Origin of the sequence: Amycolatopsis sp. NPDC049252 (assembly GCF_043197175.1) — a bacterium.
GTDB lineage: Bacteria > Actinomycetota > Actinomycetes > Mycobacteriales > Pseudonocardiaceae > Amycolatopsis.
In genome coordinates this window covers 83,443-97,583 of the sequence record NZ_JBICSQ010000014.1, presented here as the reverse complement: position 1 = coordinate 97,583, position 14,141 = coordinate 83,443, and the positions used below count along the sequence as shown (strand labels likewise).

The 14,141-nt window shown below is 69.7% G+C and carries 12 protein-coding genes; 4 read left to right on the top strand and 8 right to left on the bottom strand.

Going from position 1 to position 14,141, the window contains the following annotated elements; all coding sequences use genetic code 11:
* The first annotated feature begins 100 nt into the window (after window positions 1-100).
* Window positions 101-1,363, top strand: coding sequence for a primosomal protein (locus ACGFMK_RS18745; protein WP_392764381.1), 1,263 nt, complete (start codon window positions 101-103; stop codon window positions 1,361-1,363).
* Window positions 1,364-1,581: 218 nt separating this feature from the next.
* Here ACGFMK_RS18745 and ACGFMK_RS18740 read toward each other — a convergent pair whose 3' ends face one another.
* Window positions 1,582-2,793, bottom strand: a complete 1,212-nt coding sequence (locus ACGFMK_RS18740) for an MFS transporter (RefSeq protein WP_392764551.1) — start codon at window positions 2,791-2,793, stop codon at window positions 1,582-1,584.
* A gap of 110 nt (window positions 2,794-2,903) precedes the next feature.
* Window positions 2,904-3,998, bottom strand: a complete 1,095-nt coding sequence (locus ACGFMK_RS18735) for an adenosine deaminase (RefSeq protein ID WP_392764378.1) — start codon at window positions 3,996-3,998, stop codon at window positions 2,904-2,906.
* Window positions 3,999-4,210: 212 nt separating this feature from the next.
* Between ACGFMK_RS18735 and ACGFMK_RS18730 the strand changes: the two genes are divergently transcribed.
* Window positions 4,211-5,335 carry a PA containing protein gene (locus ACGFMK_RS18730; protein WP_392764374.1) on the top strand — a complete coding sequence of 375 codons (1,125 nt, stop codon included), beginning with the start codon at window positions 4,211-4,213 and terminating at the stop codon, window positions 5,333-5,335.
* A 93-nt stretch (window positions 5,336-5,428) separates the two neighbouring features.
* On the opposite strand, the gene ACGFMK_RS18725 is transcribed toward ACGFMK_RS18730, so the two are convergent.
* The 6 genes from ACGFMK_RS18725 to ACGFMK_RS18700 form a co-directional block, all read right to left on the bottom strand.
* Entirely contained in the window at window positions 5,429-6,712 is a 1,284-nt protein-coding gene (locus ACGFMK_RS18725) for a thymidine phosphorylase (protein WP_392764373.1), read from the bottom strand.
* Window positions 6,709-7,110 carry a cytidine deaminase gene (locus tag ACGFMK_RS18720; protein WP_392764371.1) on the bottom strand — a complete coding sequence of 134 codons (402 nt, stop codon included), beginning with the start codon at window positions 7,108-7,110 and terminating at the stop codon, window positions 6,709-6,711. Before ACGFMK_RS18720 ends, ACGFMK_RS18725 begins: the two co-directional genes overlap by 4 nt.
* Complete coding sequence (locus ACGFMK_RS18715; RefSeq protein WP_392764368.1) at window positions 7,110-8,387, bottom strand: ABC transporter permease; 1,278 nt, start codon at window positions 8,385-8,387, stop codon at window positions 7,110-7,112. Before ACGFMK_RS18715 ends, ACGFMK_RS18720 begins: the two co-directional genes overlap by 1 nt.
* On the bottom strand, window positions 8,387-9,475 hold the full coding sequence (locus ACGFMK_RS18710; protein ID WP_392764365.1) for an ABC transporter permease: 1,089 nt from the start codon (window positions 9,473-9,475) through the stop codon (window positions 8,387-8,389). The genes ACGFMK_RS18715 and ACGFMK_RS18710 overlap by 1 nt, the downstream gene beginning before the upstream one ends.
* Window positions 9,472-11,043 carry an ABC transporter ATP-binding protein gene (locus ACGFMK_RS18705; protein ID WP_392764363.1) on the bottom strand — a complete coding sequence of 524 codons (1,572 nt, stop codon included), beginning with the start codon at window positions 11,041-11,043 and terminating at the stop codon, window positions 9,472-9,474. Before ACGFMK_RS18705 ends, ACGFMK_RS18710 begins: the two co-directional genes overlap by 4 nt.
* A gap of 77 nt (window positions 11,044-11,120) precedes the next feature.
* Entirely contained in the window at window positions 11,121-12,263 is a 1,143-nt protein-coding gene (locus tag ACGFMK_RS18700; RefSeq protein WP_392764361.1) for a BMP family protein, read from the bottom strand.
* Between the two features lie 1,012 nt (window positions 12,264-13,275).
* Between ACGFMK_RS18700 and sdhC the strand changes: the two genes are divergently transcribed.
* Window positions 13,276-13,719: a succinate dehydrogenase, cytochrome b556 subunit gene (gene sdhC / locus ACGFMK_RS18695; RefSeq protein ID WP_285456018.1), complete on the top strand. Its 444-nt coding sequence runs from the start codon at window positions 13,276-13,278 to the stop codon at window positions 13,717-13,719.
* Window position 13,720: 1 nt separating this feature from the next.
* Complete coding sequence (locus ACGFMK_RS18690; RefSeq protein WP_247060758.1) at window positions 13,721-14,134, top strand: succinate dehydrogenase hydrophobic membrane anchor subunit; 414 nt, start codon at window positions 13,721-13,723, stop codon at window positions 14,132-14,134.
* Window positions 14,135-14,141: the final 7 nt, after the last annotated feature.

Genomic DNA, 14,141 nt, shown 5'->3' with positions numbered 1-14,141 from the left:
GTCGCGCGTGGTAAACCCGTAGGCTTCGCGGTACCGCGCATCGACCGGGGGATACATTCGGTCTCGCGCGCACACGGGCGGTAATCCGGAGGGCTTAGGAATGGCACAGGACATCATCCCGATCGAACTCGGCCTGCCGCAGGGGGACGTCGTCACCCTGTGGGCGCCGCGCTGGCGGGAAGACGGCGAGGAGTGGGAAGCGTTCCTCGGCGACGAGGACGACCTGTACGCCTTTCCGGACGCGGCGCACCTAGCCGCGTTCGTGCGCACTTCCGAGCGCCACGACCTGCTGGACCACCCGGCGTGGGACGCCGTGCCGTCGCTGAACGTGCCGGAGCTGATCCCGGACGAGGACCACACGTACGACCTCGTCGGCGTGCCCGAGCTCGTCGCCGAAGAGCCGGACATGTGGCACATCGCGGAGCTCGCCGAGATCATCGGCATCGTCCGCTCGCTCGCCGACGTCTGCGACCTCGAAGAGGTCCACGAGATCCTCGACTCGACCGAGGGCTTCTCGCTGCTCGACCAGGGCACCCTCCCGTTCACCGGGAGCGTCGGCGTCCAGGTGTGGAACGACCTGTCCGAGACGGTGTCGACCAAGTGGGACACGATCCTGGACGCGATCGACGGCCTGGTGACCGCGCCCGACGTCGACGAGAAGGTCCTGGAGCAGACCGCCGAGGAGCTGGCGGCGTTCCACGAGGAGTCCGCGGAGGCCGAAGCCGGCGCCGAGGGCGAAGAGGACCTCGAGGCCATCGACTCCGCCGACGCGGACGACGACGAAGAAGACGAGGACGAAGGCCCGGTCGGCTTCTGGGCCGAGGTCGGCATCGACCCGATCAAGATCATCACGTCCGGCGCGGAGTACTACACGCTGCGCTGCTACCTCGACGACGCGCCGGTGTTCCTCGGCAGCGAGGGCGAGATCGACGTCTACACGTCCGAGAAGGCGCTGGCGCGGGCCCTGGCCGACGGCAAGGACCTCGCCGACACCGACCTCGCCGACGTGTCCACCTGGGAAGAGGTGCTCGCCAAGGCGACCGCCGGCGAACTCGAGATCGAGGTCGACCAGGAGAACACGTACGTCCTCACCGGCATCGACGCCGACATCGCGGAAGGCCCGGAGGCGATCGACCCGACGCAGCTGGAGCTGGCCGTCGAGCTGATCACGGACGCGGCCGACTGGGCGGGCGACGACACGGCCGAGACGGCGCTGGCGGGCAACGAAAGCCTGGGCTGGCTGGTCTCGTTCGTCCTGCGTCCCGACCCGACGCGCCTCGAGCCGAGCGCCCCGTTCGACGCGGAGCAGAGCGCGTGGCGCAAGCTGGTGGAGACGTTCGAAAACCGCCTGACGGTCGCCTGATCTCAGACCTCACGAAGGCCGCCTCCCGAGCCCGGGAGGCGGCCTTCGTCGTGTCGTCCATCCAGGTACGCGTGTCGTCCGTCCAGGTACGCGAGTCGTCCGTCCAGGTACGGACGGAACGGCGGACTCGCGTAATTGAGCGGACGACACGCGTGCCTGGGTGGACGACACGCGTGATTGAGCGGACGACACGCGTGCCTGGGCGGACGACACGCGGGTCAGTCTGGGGTGGGGCGTTCTGCGCGGGTCGGGACCACGGCGATCGCCAGCGCCGGGAAGATCGCCGCGACGCAGAAGGCCAGCGCGTAGCGGCTGTCGCCGATGACCAGGCCGAGCAGGGGCGGCGTGAGCGATGCCGCGATGTTCTGGCCCGTGTTCTGCGTGCCCATCGCGCGCCCCGACCACGCCAGGCCGGCCAGCTCGGCCGAGGCCGTGAAACCGAGGCCGTTGTCGGCGACCGTGATGATCCCCGCCAGGGCCAGCGCGAGCAGCACCAGCCACGGCCACGTCGTGTCCCCCAGCGCCACCAGCAGCATGACCAGGCAGCTGAACACCGCGAGCTGCCGCATCGGACGCAGCCGGCTGCCGACGCGGTCGGACCACCAGCCCGACCCGAGCCGGCCCGCGGCGCCCAGGACCTGGACCACCGCCAGGTACCAGCCCGCCGACAGCGGGCTCCAGTGCTGCACCGCGACCAGGTACACCGGCGCGAAGGCAGACACCGCGAACTGCGGGACCACCAGCAGCGCGCTCGCGCCGTGCACCCGCCACAGCGTCGCGTGCCGGTACGGCGAAGGCGGCTTCTCACCCGAAGCCGGCCGAGGTGGCCGCGGCGGGTCCGTGACGAGCCAGGCCACCAGCAGCGCGACGACGATCGCCAGCCCGGCCGGCAGCAGCATCGCGGCGCGGAACCCGAAGTGCGAAGCCAGCGGCGGCAGCCCGAGCGCCGCGACGCCGACCCCCAGCGGCTGGGCCGTCTGGCGGATCCCCATCGCGATCCCGCGCTCGGACTTCGCGAACCAGCCCATGACGACCCGGCCGCTCGCCGCGTTCACCGATGCCGTGCACGCACCGGCCACCAGGAACACCCCAAAGAGCAGCCCGACCGAGTGAGCGCCGAGCCCGGCGTACACCAGGAGTAACCCCGAGGCCCCCAGTCCGAGGGCCATGATCAGACGCTCTCCGTAACGGTCCGCAGCCGCGCCCCACACGATCAGGGTGAACAACAGCCCGATGCTCGGGGCCGCGACGACCGTCCCGGCCTGGGCCAGCGTCAGTCCTTCCGCCGCCCGCATGGCCGGGACCAGGAACGGGAGGCCGTAGAGGAACGAACAGCTCGCGGTCTGCGCGGCGAGGCCGAGCGCGAGGATGAGCCACCGTCGTGAACTCGCCTGCACCTGCTCGACCGAACCGTCCGCGACCTGCGCCATCGTCGTCACCGTCTCAATATCTGAGAACAACTTCCTACATGGTGAACGATAGTTGTCGTGCCTAAGGACCGCAACCACCGATCGGCGGCCACGGTCCGCGAGCCGGCAGGTCAGCTCAGCGCGGCGTACCCGGGCTTGATCACGTCGTCGATCAGCGCGAGACGGGAGTCAAAATCGATGAAGGCGGATTTCATCGCATTGATCGTGAACCAGCGCAGCTCGTCCAGGCCATAGCCGAAGGTCTCGTGCAGCGTGGCGAATTCGCTGGTCATCGTGCATCCGCTCATCAGCCGGTTGTCCGTGTTGACGGTCACCCGGAAGCGCAGCTTCGCCAGCAGCCCGATGGGGTGCTCGGCGATCGAGCGCGCGGCGCCTGTTTGGACGTTCGACGTCGGGCAGATCTCCAGCGGGATGCGGCGGTCACGGACATAGGCGGCCAACCGTCCAAGGTGGACCGTGCCGTCGGCGTCGCTCTTGATGTCCTCGATGATCCGCACGCCGTGCCCCAGCCGTTCGGCGCCGCAGTGCTGAATCGCCTCCCAAATGGACGGAAGGCCGAACGCTTCACCGGCGTGAATGGTGAAATGCGCATTGTTCTGCCGCAAATACTCGAAAGCGTCGAGATTGCGGGTCGGCGGAAATCCGTCCTCCGGTCCGGCGATGTCGAACCCGGCGACGCCGGCGTCGCGGTAGCGGACCGCCAGGTTCGCGATCTCGAGGGCCCTGGCGTGCTGGCGCATCGCGCAGAGCAACGTCCCGATGCGGATCGAACCGCCGGCCGCGGCCACGCGCCGTGTGCCCTCCGTGAACCCCGCCTGGACAGCCTCAACCACCGCATCGAGTGACAGACCGCGTTCGACGAACAACTCCGGTGCGTAGCGCACCTCGGCGTAGACGACGCCGTCGGCGGCCAGGTCTTCGACAGCTTCCGCGGCGACCCTGACCAGGGATTCCTCCGTCTGCATCACACCGCACGTGTGCGCGAAGGTCTCGAGGTAGGACACGAGTGAGCCGGAATCGGCCGCTCGGCGGAACCAGCTGCCCAGCTCGGCGGCGTCGGTGGTGGGCAGGCCGGCATAACCGGTGGCGTCGGCGAGCTCGGCCACGGTCGACGGCCGGAGGCCGCCGTCCAGGTGGTCGTGCAGCAGCACCTTGGGCGCGCGGCGGAGCGTCTCGATGGGCAGATCAGGGGTTTCGTCGGGCATCCCCCAACGGTAACCTCGTTGTCATTCCCCTACATGGCCGTAACCCTCAGCCTCGGGCTAACCCTGAGCGTCGAGGATCAGGTAACGAATCGGCCATCCGGGGGCGGCCTCCGCAATACCCGCTTCACGGGGGCCATACGCACAGCAATTTCGCAATCGTTAAGCTTCGTGGCACGTCCCTCCATTTCCCCGCCGACGAAGGACACACAGCAGTGACCACTGACAACCACATTGCCGCCCCGTCCTTCGACCGGATGCGCAACATGCTGGTGCGCGCGGCCGAAGTGCGTGAGAGCGAGCAGCAGCAGATCTTCGACGCGCTCGACGACATCTACGCCCGCCTCGCGCCGGTGGACTCGCTGGGCGCGGTCCGCAAGCGGCTCTCCGAGATGCCCGACCGCACCGAGGTCAGCGTCCTGGCCGAGCGCCTCGACGAGACGATGTCCCGGCTGGAGGCCCAGGACAACGCCATCGCCGCGCTGACCCGCGCCGTCGAGAGCATCGTCGACAAGCTGGCCAAGCCGTTCGCGCAGCTCGACGGCCGCCTCGACGGCATGGCCGCGCGCTTCGAAGGCGTCGCGGGCCGGATGGACGGACTCGAGGACAAGCTCCAGAACATCCACCGCCGGATCGACGAGGTCGGCAGTCACCTCGACAAGCAGGACGCGAAGCTCGACTCGATCCCGCAGTCGGTGCACGGCCCGGTCCGCGAGCGGATCGAGCAGGCCGAGGCGTCGCTGCGCGACCGCGTCGACCACGCCGACCACGAGCTGCGGGGCAAGGTCGACGAACTGAGCCGCGTCACGCAGGAGCGCATCGGCGAGCTGGACCGCGTCACCGGCGAGCGGATCGGCGCGAACACCGAGGCGCTCAAGGTCGCGCTGACCGAGACCGGCGAGATGATCGACGCGTCGGACCGCCTGGAGAAGCTCGGCAACCGCCTCGAGACGGTCACCACCCGCCTCGACGACCTGGCCGGCCGCCTCGACAAGGTGGAGGACGGCTTCCTCTCCGGCATCGGCGACCTCGACGGCGCGCTCAAGGCCGGGCTGTCCAAGGTCGAGGGCACGCTGTCGAAGCAGCCGGACACCGACTCGGTCGACACGCTGGTCCGCAAGAGCAACGACGAGAGCGTTCGCCGCATCGGCGGCCAGCTCGACGAGGCGATGGCGACGTTCGCGGAGCTGATGCTCGGCGGCGGCCCCGCGGTGCAGCAGATCTCGCCCCCGCCGCCGGCCCCGCGCCAGCCGCGCCGCAGCTCGCGCAACGGCCGCGCGCCGAAGCCGGCCGACGCCAAGGCCAAGCCGGGCGAAGGCTCGGAGGAGCCCACGGAGTAAGCAGCACGAACGAAGAGGCCCCCACCGGCATGCCGGTGGGGGCCTCTTCGCGTCAAGAGTCACTCGGACGGGTGATCATCTTCGCGATGATCATCACACCTCGCCGCGGATCGTCTCCCGGACGATCGGGTCCGGCGCGGACGCCGCCGAGGCGACCGAGTAAGCGCCTTCGAGGGCGGCCAGGGCCGCGGGGACCGCGGAGGGCGTGTCCGTGTGCAGTTCCAGCAGCGGCTCACCCTCGGTGACAGCCTCGCCGGGCTTCGCCAGGCACAGGATGCCGGCCGCGGCCTGGACCGGGTCCTCCTTGCGGGCCCGGCCCGCGCCCAGCCGCCACGACGCGACGCCCACCGCGTACGCGTCCAGCGAAGCGAGCACACCCGAAGCCGGGGCGACCACCGTGTGGACGTGCGACGGCTTCGGCAGCGGCGCCGACGGGTCCCCGCCCTGGGCCGAGATCATCCGGCACCACGTCTCGTACGCCTCGCCCGACGCCAGCACCTCGGCCGGGTCCGTCGAGATACCGGCCAGCGCGAGCATTTCCCTCGCCAGCGCCAAGGTCAGCTCGACGACGTCCGACGGGCCACCGCCCTGCAGCACCTCGACCGACTCCGCGACCTCGACCGCGTTGCCCACCGCGCGCCCCAGCGGGACGTTCATGTCGGTCAGCAGCGCCGTCGTCGGGACGCCGTGGTCGACGCCGATCGACGTCAACGTCGAAGCCAAGGTCCGCGCCTGCTCGAGTGTCTTCATGAACGCGCCGGACCCGAACTTCACGTCCAGGACCAGCCCGGACGCGCCCTCCGCGATCTTCTTGCTCATGATCGAGCTGGCGATCAGCGGGATCGACTCGACCGTCGAGGTGACGTCCCGCAGCGCGTACAGCTTCTTGTCCGCCGGGGCGAGCCCGGACGTCGCCGCGCAGACCACCGCGCCGACGTCCTCCAGCTGAGCCTGGATCTCCGCCGTCGTCAGGGAAGCCCGCCAGCCGGGGATGGACTCCAGCTTGTCGAGCGTGCCACCGGTGTGCCCGAGCCCGCGCCCGGACAGCTGCGGCACGGCCGCGCCGCACGCGGCCACCAGCGGCGCCAGCGGCAGCGTGATCTTGTCGCCGACACCGCCCGTCGAGTGCTTGTCGACGGTCGGGCGGGACACGTCCAGGGAGAGCCGTTCCCCGGACGCGATCATCGCGCCGGTCCAGCGGGAGATCTCGCCGGAGTCCATGCCCCGCAGGAAGATCGCCATCGCCAGCGCCGACATCTGTTCCTCGGCGACCACGCCGTGGGTGTAGGCGTCGACGACCCAGTCGATCTGCTCGTCCGAAAGCCGGCCGCCGTCGCGTTTCACCCGGATGACGTCGACCGCCGCGAACTCGCTCACGGGAGGTCGTCCGGCCCGAAGGCGTCCGGCAGCACGTCCGACATCGGCAAGATGCCGCTCGGCGTGTCCACCAGGCAAGCGGATCCGCCCAGCTCGAACAGGATCTGACGGCACCGGCCACACGGCATCAGCAGGTCACCGGCACCGCTGCGGCACGCGACGGCGACCAGCTTGCCGCCGCCGGACAGCCGCAGCTGGCCGGCCATCGTGCACTCCGCGCAGAGCCCGAGCCCGTAGGACGCGTTCTCGACGTTGCAGCCGACGACCACCCGGCCGTCGTCCACGATCCCGGCGACGCCGACGTGCAGGCCCGAATAAGGCGCGTACGCATGGGAAGCCGCGTCAATCGCGCGAGAACGCAGCGCGTCCCAGTCCACAGAGGACACAGTGGACGTCATCAGTCCTCACCCCGCCGGTACGGCTGCCCGTCGGCCTTCGGCGGCCGCAGCCGCTGCGAAGCGACGGCGAGCACGATCAGCGTCACGAAGTGCGCGGTGTACGGGATCAGGTCCGACGGCAGCGTGTCGTTGGACCAGTAGATCAGGTACAGCACCCCGGCGCCGACGACGCCGAGACCGGCCGCGATCCACTGACGGCGGAACAGCTGGACGACGACGATCACGGCGACCAGGATCACCGCGCCGTACAGGAGCGCGAGCACCGCTTCGCCCCCGCCGGAGAGCTGCAGGCCGTCCGCGTAACCGAACAGCGCCGCGCCGCCGAGGAGGCCGCCCGGGCGCCAGTTGCCGAAGATCATCGCCGCGAGGCCGATGTACCCGCGGCCGTTGGTCTGGTTCTCCAGGTAGTCCGCGCCACCGCGCAGCAGCACCAGCGACGCCCCACCCATCCCGGCGAACGCGCCCGAGATCAGCATCGCGACGTACTTGTGCCGGTAGACGTTGACACCGAGGGACTCCGCGGCCACCGGGTTCTCGCCGCACGAGCGCAGCCGCAGGCCGAAGCGCGTACGCCACAGCACCCAGAAGCTCACCGGCACCAGGACGATCGCGATCATCGTCAGCGGCGCCACCTCGGTGACCAGGCCGCGCAGGATGCCGGCGACGTCGGAGATCCCGACGCGCTGCTCCTTCTCGAGGTCACCGAGCCAGTCGGAGAGGCCGCTCGCGGAGTAGGTGTCGAACTTCGGCACCACCGGGGACTGCCGCGGGTTGCCCGACAGCGGCTCGAAGACCAGGTTCGCCAGGTACTTCGTGACGCCGAGGCCCAGCAGGTTGATCGCGACGCCGGAGACGATGTGGTTGACGTTGAACGTCACCGTCGCCACCGCGTGCAGCAGCCCGCCCAGCGCGCCGAACGCGATCGCGGCCAGCAGGCCGGCCCAGACGCCGCCGTTGTACGAACCCCAGGCGGCGCCCCAGGTCCCGAGGATCATCATGCCCTCGAGACCGATGTTGACGACGCCGGCGCGTTCGGCCCAGAGGCCGCCGAGCGCGCACAGCAGGATCGGCAGCGCCAGGCGCAACGCCGTCGACGCGGTGTTGGACGACGTCAGCGCGGAGACGCCGGTGGAGTAGGACGCCGTCGAGATCACGGCGATGGCGATCACGGCCCAGATGACCCCGCGGAGCCAGCCGGGGATGCGGGACCGCTTGCGGTGCACCGGCATGGCGCCGGGGCTGCCCGCGTCGGGCCGGGAGATGTCGGTGACGGCCATCAGACGGCACCTCCCCCGGCGACCGAAGCGCTCTTGCCGCTGAGGGCGCGGCCGACTCGGCGTTGTTCGGCGGCCAGGTCGGCACGCCGCACGATCTCGTACGCCACGACGACCGACAGCACGATGATGCCCTGCATGATCGTCGCGATCTCCTTGGACACGTTGATCTGCTCCAGCGACACCGCCGAGGTGTCGAGGAACGCCCACAGCAGCGCGCCGAGCGCGATGCCGCCGGGGTGGTTGCGGCCCAGCAGCGCGACCGCGATGCCGGTGAAGCCGTACATCTGGGTCGAGGTGATGCCGTAGGTGTAGTCGCGGCCGAGCAGCTCCGGCATCGCGACCAGGCCGGCGACGCCACCCGAGAGCACCATCGCGATCAGCGTCATCTTCTTGGCGTTGACCCCACCCGCGGCGGCCGCGGTGGTCGACTCGCCGGACGCCTTGAGCTCGAAGCCGAACCGCGTGCGGTTGAGCATGAACCAGTAGGCGGCGCCGATGATCACGGCGATGACCACGAAGCCGAAGAGCGTGCCCGAGCCGAGCGGGATGCCCGGGATCCGGCCGGACGGCGCGATCTCCCGGGTCCCGATGTTGTTGCCCCGCTGCACGCCGAACTGGTCGGCGTTGATGAGGAAGGCGATGATCCCGCCGACGATCGAGTTCAGCATGATCGTCGCGATCACCTCGCTCACCCCGCGGGTGACCTTCAGGACCGCCGGGATGGCCGCGTAGAAGGCGCCGGCGACGACCGCGACGATGATGATGACCAGCGTGTGGATCACCGGCGGCAGGTTCAGCGCGCCACCGGCGATGGCCGCGACGACCGCGGCGAACCGGTACTGGCCCTCGACGCCGATGTTGAAGAGGTTCATCTGGAAGCCGATGGCGACCGCGAGCCCGGACAGGTAGTACACGGTCGCGAGGTTCACGGTGTCGACCGCGGTCGAGCCCTTGAACATCTGGCCGATCATGGTGCCGTACGCCTGCAGCGGGTCGGCCCCCGAGATGATCAGCGCGATCGCCGACAGCAGCACGGCGAACGCGATCGCCAGCAGCGGTGGCAGCAGTTTCGTGCGCCAGGAGGTCATTCTTCGTCACCCTCTCCTGCGCCGGTCATCGCCGAGCCCAGTTCCTGCGGCGTCACGGTGGCGGGGTCGGCCTCGCTGACGAGCCGCCCGCGCAGCATGACGCGGATCGTGTCGGACAGGCCGATGAGCTCGTCGAGGTCGGCCGAGATCAACAGCACGGCGAGGCCGGCGGCGCGGGCCTGGCGGATGTTCTCCCAGATCAGCGCCTGCGCGCCGACGTCGACGCCGCGGGTCGGGTGCGAGGCGATGAGCAGCACCGGATTGCCGGACAGTTCGCGGCCGACGATCAGCTTCTGCTGGTTGCCACCCGAAAGCGCCGCGGCCGGGACGTCGATACCCGGCGTGCGGACGTCGTACTCGCGCACGATCCGCTCGGTGTCCGCGCGGGTGCCCGCGATGTCGAGCAACTGTCCTTTGGAGACTGGTTCGCGGGTCTGGTAGCCGAGCATCCGGTTGACCCACAACGGTTGCGTGAGCAGCAGGCTGTGCCGCGTGCGGTCTTCGGCGATGTACCCGATGCCGGCTTCGCGGCGCGCCAGCGTGCCCGCCTTCGTCAGGTCGCGCGCCTTGCCGTCCGCGTCGACCAGTTCGATGGTGCCGCCGGACGCCTTGCGCATGCCCATGATGGTCTCGACGAGCTCGGTCTGGCCGTTGCCCTCGACCCCGGCGACGCCGAGCACCTCGCCCGCGCGCACGGTGAAGGTGATGTCGTCGAGCGCGTTGCGGTCGGAGCCCTCGGCGCCCAGCGTCAGCCCGGTCAGCCGCAGCACGGCCCGGTCGGTGACGGTGGACTCGCGGGTCTCCGGGCTGGGCAGCTCGGAGCCGACCATCATCTCGGCGAGCTGGCGCGAGGTGATGGTCTTCGGGTCGGCCGTGCCGACGGTGGTGCCGCGCCGGATCACCGTGACGGTGTCGGCGATCGCGCGCACCTCGTCGAGCTTGTGCGAGATGAAGAGGAAGGTGTAACCGTCGGCCTTCATCTCCCGGACGGTCGCGAAGAGCGCGTCCACCTCCTGCGGCACGAGCACCGCGGTCGGCTCGTCCAGGATGATGATCTTGGCGCCGCGGTAGAGCACCTTGACGATCTCGACGCGCTGGCGGTCGGCGACGCCGAGCTCCTCCAGCAGCGTCTCCGGCTTCGCGTGCAGGCCGGTCCGCTGCGCGAGCTCCGCCAGCCGGGCGCGGGCGGCGCGGCCGATGCCGTGCAGGCCCTCGGCGCCGAGGAAGACGTTCTCGCCGACGGTGAGGTTGTCGGCGAGCATGAAGTGCTGGTGCACCATGCCGATGCCGGCGCGGATGGCGTCCTGCGGGTTGCGCAGTCTCACCTCGTCGCCGTTGATCGCGATGGTGCCCTCGTCCGGCGGCTGCATGCCGTAGAGGATCTTCATCAGGGTGGACTTGCCGGCGCCGTTCTCACCACAGATGGCGTGCACCTCGCCGGCGGCGACGGTGAGGTTGACGTCGGAGTTGGCCACCACGCCAGGGAAACGTTTGGTGATCCCGGTCAGCTGGACGGCGGGCACGCCCCGGTCGGGGACGGCCGCGGCCGGGGCCTCGGCAGTGCTCATGGGCGGGAGAGTTCCATATCTCGTTAAACACGTCAGGGCTCGGAGGGAAATCCCTCCGAGCCCCGGCGCGTAGTGAGCTACTTCTGCGGCTTGTCCGAAACGGTGATCGCGCCCGAGATGATCTGGGCCTTGTACCCGTCCAGGACGTCCTTGATGTCGTCGACCTTGCCACCGGAGGTGGCGTAGCCGACGCCGTCGACCTTGAGGTCGAACCGCTTCGGCAGGGTCGTCAGGTCACCCTTGGCGACCGCCTCGATGTAGGAGAACACCGCGACGTCGACGCGCTTGAGCATGGACGTGATGATGACGTCCTTGTCGGCCGCGACGGTCTTCTGGTTGTACTGGTCGGAGTCGACGCCGATGGCCAGCGCGTTGCCCGACTTGGCGGCGTCGAAGACACCCTTACCGGAGGCGCCGGCGGCGTGGTAGACGACGTCCGCGCCCTTGGCGATCTCGGCCTGCGCCTTCGCGTTGCCCTTCGGCGGGTCCTGGAACCCGGAGAAGTCACCGGCCGGCGTGAGGTACTCGTCCTCGATCTTGATCTTGGACGAAACGGTCTTCGCACCCTGCAGGTAGCCGGCCTCGAACTTCTGGATCAGCGGGGTGTTGACACCGCCGACGAAGCCGATGTGGCAGCTCTTGCTCTTGTACGCGGCGGCGACGCCGGCCAGGAACGAGCCCTGCTCCTCGGCGAAGACCAGCGGCGTCACGTTCGGCAGCGTGATCGAGTCGTCGTCGACGATGGCGAACTTGGTGTTCGGGTACTTGGCGGCGACGGCCTTGACGGAGTCGGCGTAGGCGAAGCCGACCGCGACGATCGGGTTCAGGCCCTGCGAAGCCATCTGGTCGAGGCGCTGCTGCTTGGCCGACTCGGCCTCGCTGGCGGACGCGGTGCTCTCGTTGACCGTCGTCACGCCCAGGTCGGACTTGGCCTTGTCGGTGCCCGCGGCGGCGGCGTCGTTGAAGGACGCGTCACCCCGGCCGCCGACGTCGAAGGCCAGGCCGATCTTCAGCTTGCTGCCGTCGACCTTGCCACCGGCGGCGGCGGTGCTGCTCGACGCGGCGGGCGCGGCGGGCGGCTTCTGCGCGGTCACGCAGTCCGAACCGCCCGACGAAGGCGCGGCGCTGTTGTTGCTGCTACCACCGCTCGAGTCCTTGGCGCACCCGGCCAGGGTGAGCACCCCGGCCATGGCCACGGCGGCCAGCGCGGTTCCACGCATGCGACGCAACGTGTGTCTCCCTCCCCGCTGATCCAGCGGATGGTCAAGGGCGCGTCCCGGCCCAACTGCCGGGTCGACCGCCAGACCGTACCCAACGGACAGGAATGCGCCATAGGAAAGGCACGCTACGTAACACAAACGTTTACTCACGAGTCGCACGCGCGACCGGATGTATACCCAACGTGATCATCGGGCTGACCGCTCGCCACTTTTGCCGGGTTCGCGGGGGTCGGGACGGCCGAAATACCGCCGGACGTCACCGATTGTGCCGGGCGTCCGTGATCGACGGCCAGCACGGTCACCCAGTGAGACGACAGGCTCAAGGGGGCAGGCGCGGCGCTTGGCCGCCGTTCGGGAACCACGGTCGGTGATCGCCGGGCGGGCCACCGCCCGCGCGGGCACCACCTCGGCCCTCCGCAGACCGGGGTCACCACCCGGGACCACTCGCGCTTTCACCCGCCACCCGGCCGCCACCACCCGGCCGTCCAGGAACCCGGGTCACCCCCGAACCACCCGCACCCGATGGCCCACCGTCGCGGTCACCCACCACAGACGCGGGCCACCAGCCGGCCCGCCGAACCTCGTGCGTATTCGTGCGCCGCATGAGACCTCGGCCACCACCCGACCGGGCGTCCGCCGAGCGAGCGAACCGACCCCGCAACGCCACCCAGCGTCCACAGTGGACCCCGATCGGCTGTGACGGCGCCCACATCGGGGCACCGGCGGCGCAGGTCACGCCGATACCCGCTGCGGCGCCCCGAAAGCCGTCACCCGTGTGCTCCAGACCACACCGCCGGGTGGACCTGGCCCCACTCCGGTGTCTGGTCCATCACAGAGGGGAACCCGGAGGTAAGCCGTCCGTCCGAGGCGGGTCTAGCATCCTTTGCATCCACGCTCGATGACCCTTGATCTCGGCATTGCCGCCGTAGTTCGTCCCCAGTGGACCAGCGACGATCAGTGCGGACCTCACCGGTCACCCGGGCACAAGTCAGACGTTGGAGGCCGTTCACCGATGTCCACCACGGCGAGCACTGCCCCGGAGGCAGGGGCGAGCGATCGGGCGGGTGCCTCACGCCGGCAGGGGACCTTCTACCGGGGCGACCCCGGCATGTGGTCCTGGGTGCTGCACCGCATCACCGGCGTGCTCACGTTCTTCTTCCTGTTCGTGCACGTGCTCGACACCGCGCTGGTGCGCGTGTCGCCGAACACCTACGACCAGGTCATCGAGACCTACAAGACCCCGATCGTCAACCTCCTCGAGGTGGGCCTGGTCGGCGCGGTGCTGTTCCACGCGCTCAACGGCATCCGCGTCATGCTCGTCGACTTCTGGTCGAAGGGCCCGAAGCTGCAGAAGGCGATGCTGTGGGTGATCGGCGTGGTCTGGGTCGTCGTGATGGTCCCCGGTGCGTTCTTCATGCTGAAGCGCACCGTCGAAACGCTCTTCGGGGGTAACTGACATGGCCGACCTCGCCCTCGCGAACCCCCGCGCCCCGAAGCGCCCCGCCGCCCGCCGCAGCAACTTCGAGCTCTACAGCTGGCTGTTCATGCGGATCTCCGGCCTCGCGCTGATCATCCTGGTGCTGGGCCACCTGCTGATCATGAACATCCTCGACGGCGGTGTGCACCGGATCAACTGGGGCTTCGTCGCCGGCCGGTGGGCGTCCCCGTTCTGGCAGTTCTGGGACCTGGCGATGCTCTGGCTCGCCGAGATCCACGGCGGCAACGGGCTGCGCACCATCATCGACGACTACGCCCGCAAGGACAGCACGCGGTTCTGGCTGAAGATCCTGCTGTACGTGTCCATGGTCCTGATCCTGGCCGTCGGCACCATGGTGATCTTCACGTTCGACCCGAACATGCCCGCGAACTGAAGCCCGG

Excerpts from the sequence above, each read along its gene's own strand:
- ACGFMK_RS18735 (WP_392764378.1), bottom strand. The coding sequence starts at position 3,998 with ATGCCCGACGAAACCCCTGATCTGCCCATCGAGACGCTCCGCCGCGCG.
- ACGFMK_RS18700 (WP_392764361.1), bottom strand. The coding sequence starts at position 12,263 with ATGCGTGGAACCGCGCTGGCCGCCGTGGCCATGGCCGGGGTGCTCACC.
- ACGFMK_RS18705 (WP_392764363.1), bottom strand. The coding sequence starts at position 11,043 with ATGAGCACTGCCGAGGCCCCGGCCGCGGCCGTCCCCGACCGGGGCGTG.
- ACGFMK_RS18745 (WP_392764381.1), top strand. The coding sequence starts at position 101 with ATGGCACAGGACATCATCCCGATCGAACTCGGCCTGCCGCAGGGGGAC.
- ACGFMK_RS18720 (WP_392764371.1), bottom strand. The coding sequence starts at position 7,110 with ATGACGTCCACTGTGTCCTCTGTGGACTGGGACGCGCTGCGTTCTCGC.
- ACGFMK_RS18690 (WP_247060758.1), top strand. The coding sequence starts at position 13,721 with ATGGCCGACCTCGCCCTCGCGAACCCCCGCGCCCCGAAGCGCCCCGCC.
- ACGFMK_RS18715 (WP_392764368.1), bottom strand. The coding sequence starts at position 8,387 with ATGGCCGTCACCGACATCTCCCGGCCCGACGCGGGCAGCCCCGGCGCC.
- ACGFMK_RS18740 (WP_392764551.1), bottom strand. The coding sequence starts at position 2,793 with ATGGCGCAGGTCGCGGACGGTTCGGTCGAGCAGGTGCAGGCGAGTTCA.
- ACGFMK_RS18710 (WP_392764365.1), bottom strand. The coding sequence starts at position 9,475 with ATGACCTCCTGGCGCACGAAACTGCTGCCACCGCTGCTGGCGATCGCG.
- sdhC (WP_285456018.1), top strand. The coding sequence starts at position 13,276 with ATGTCCACCACGGCGAGCACTGCCCCGGAGGCAGGGGCGAGCGATCGG.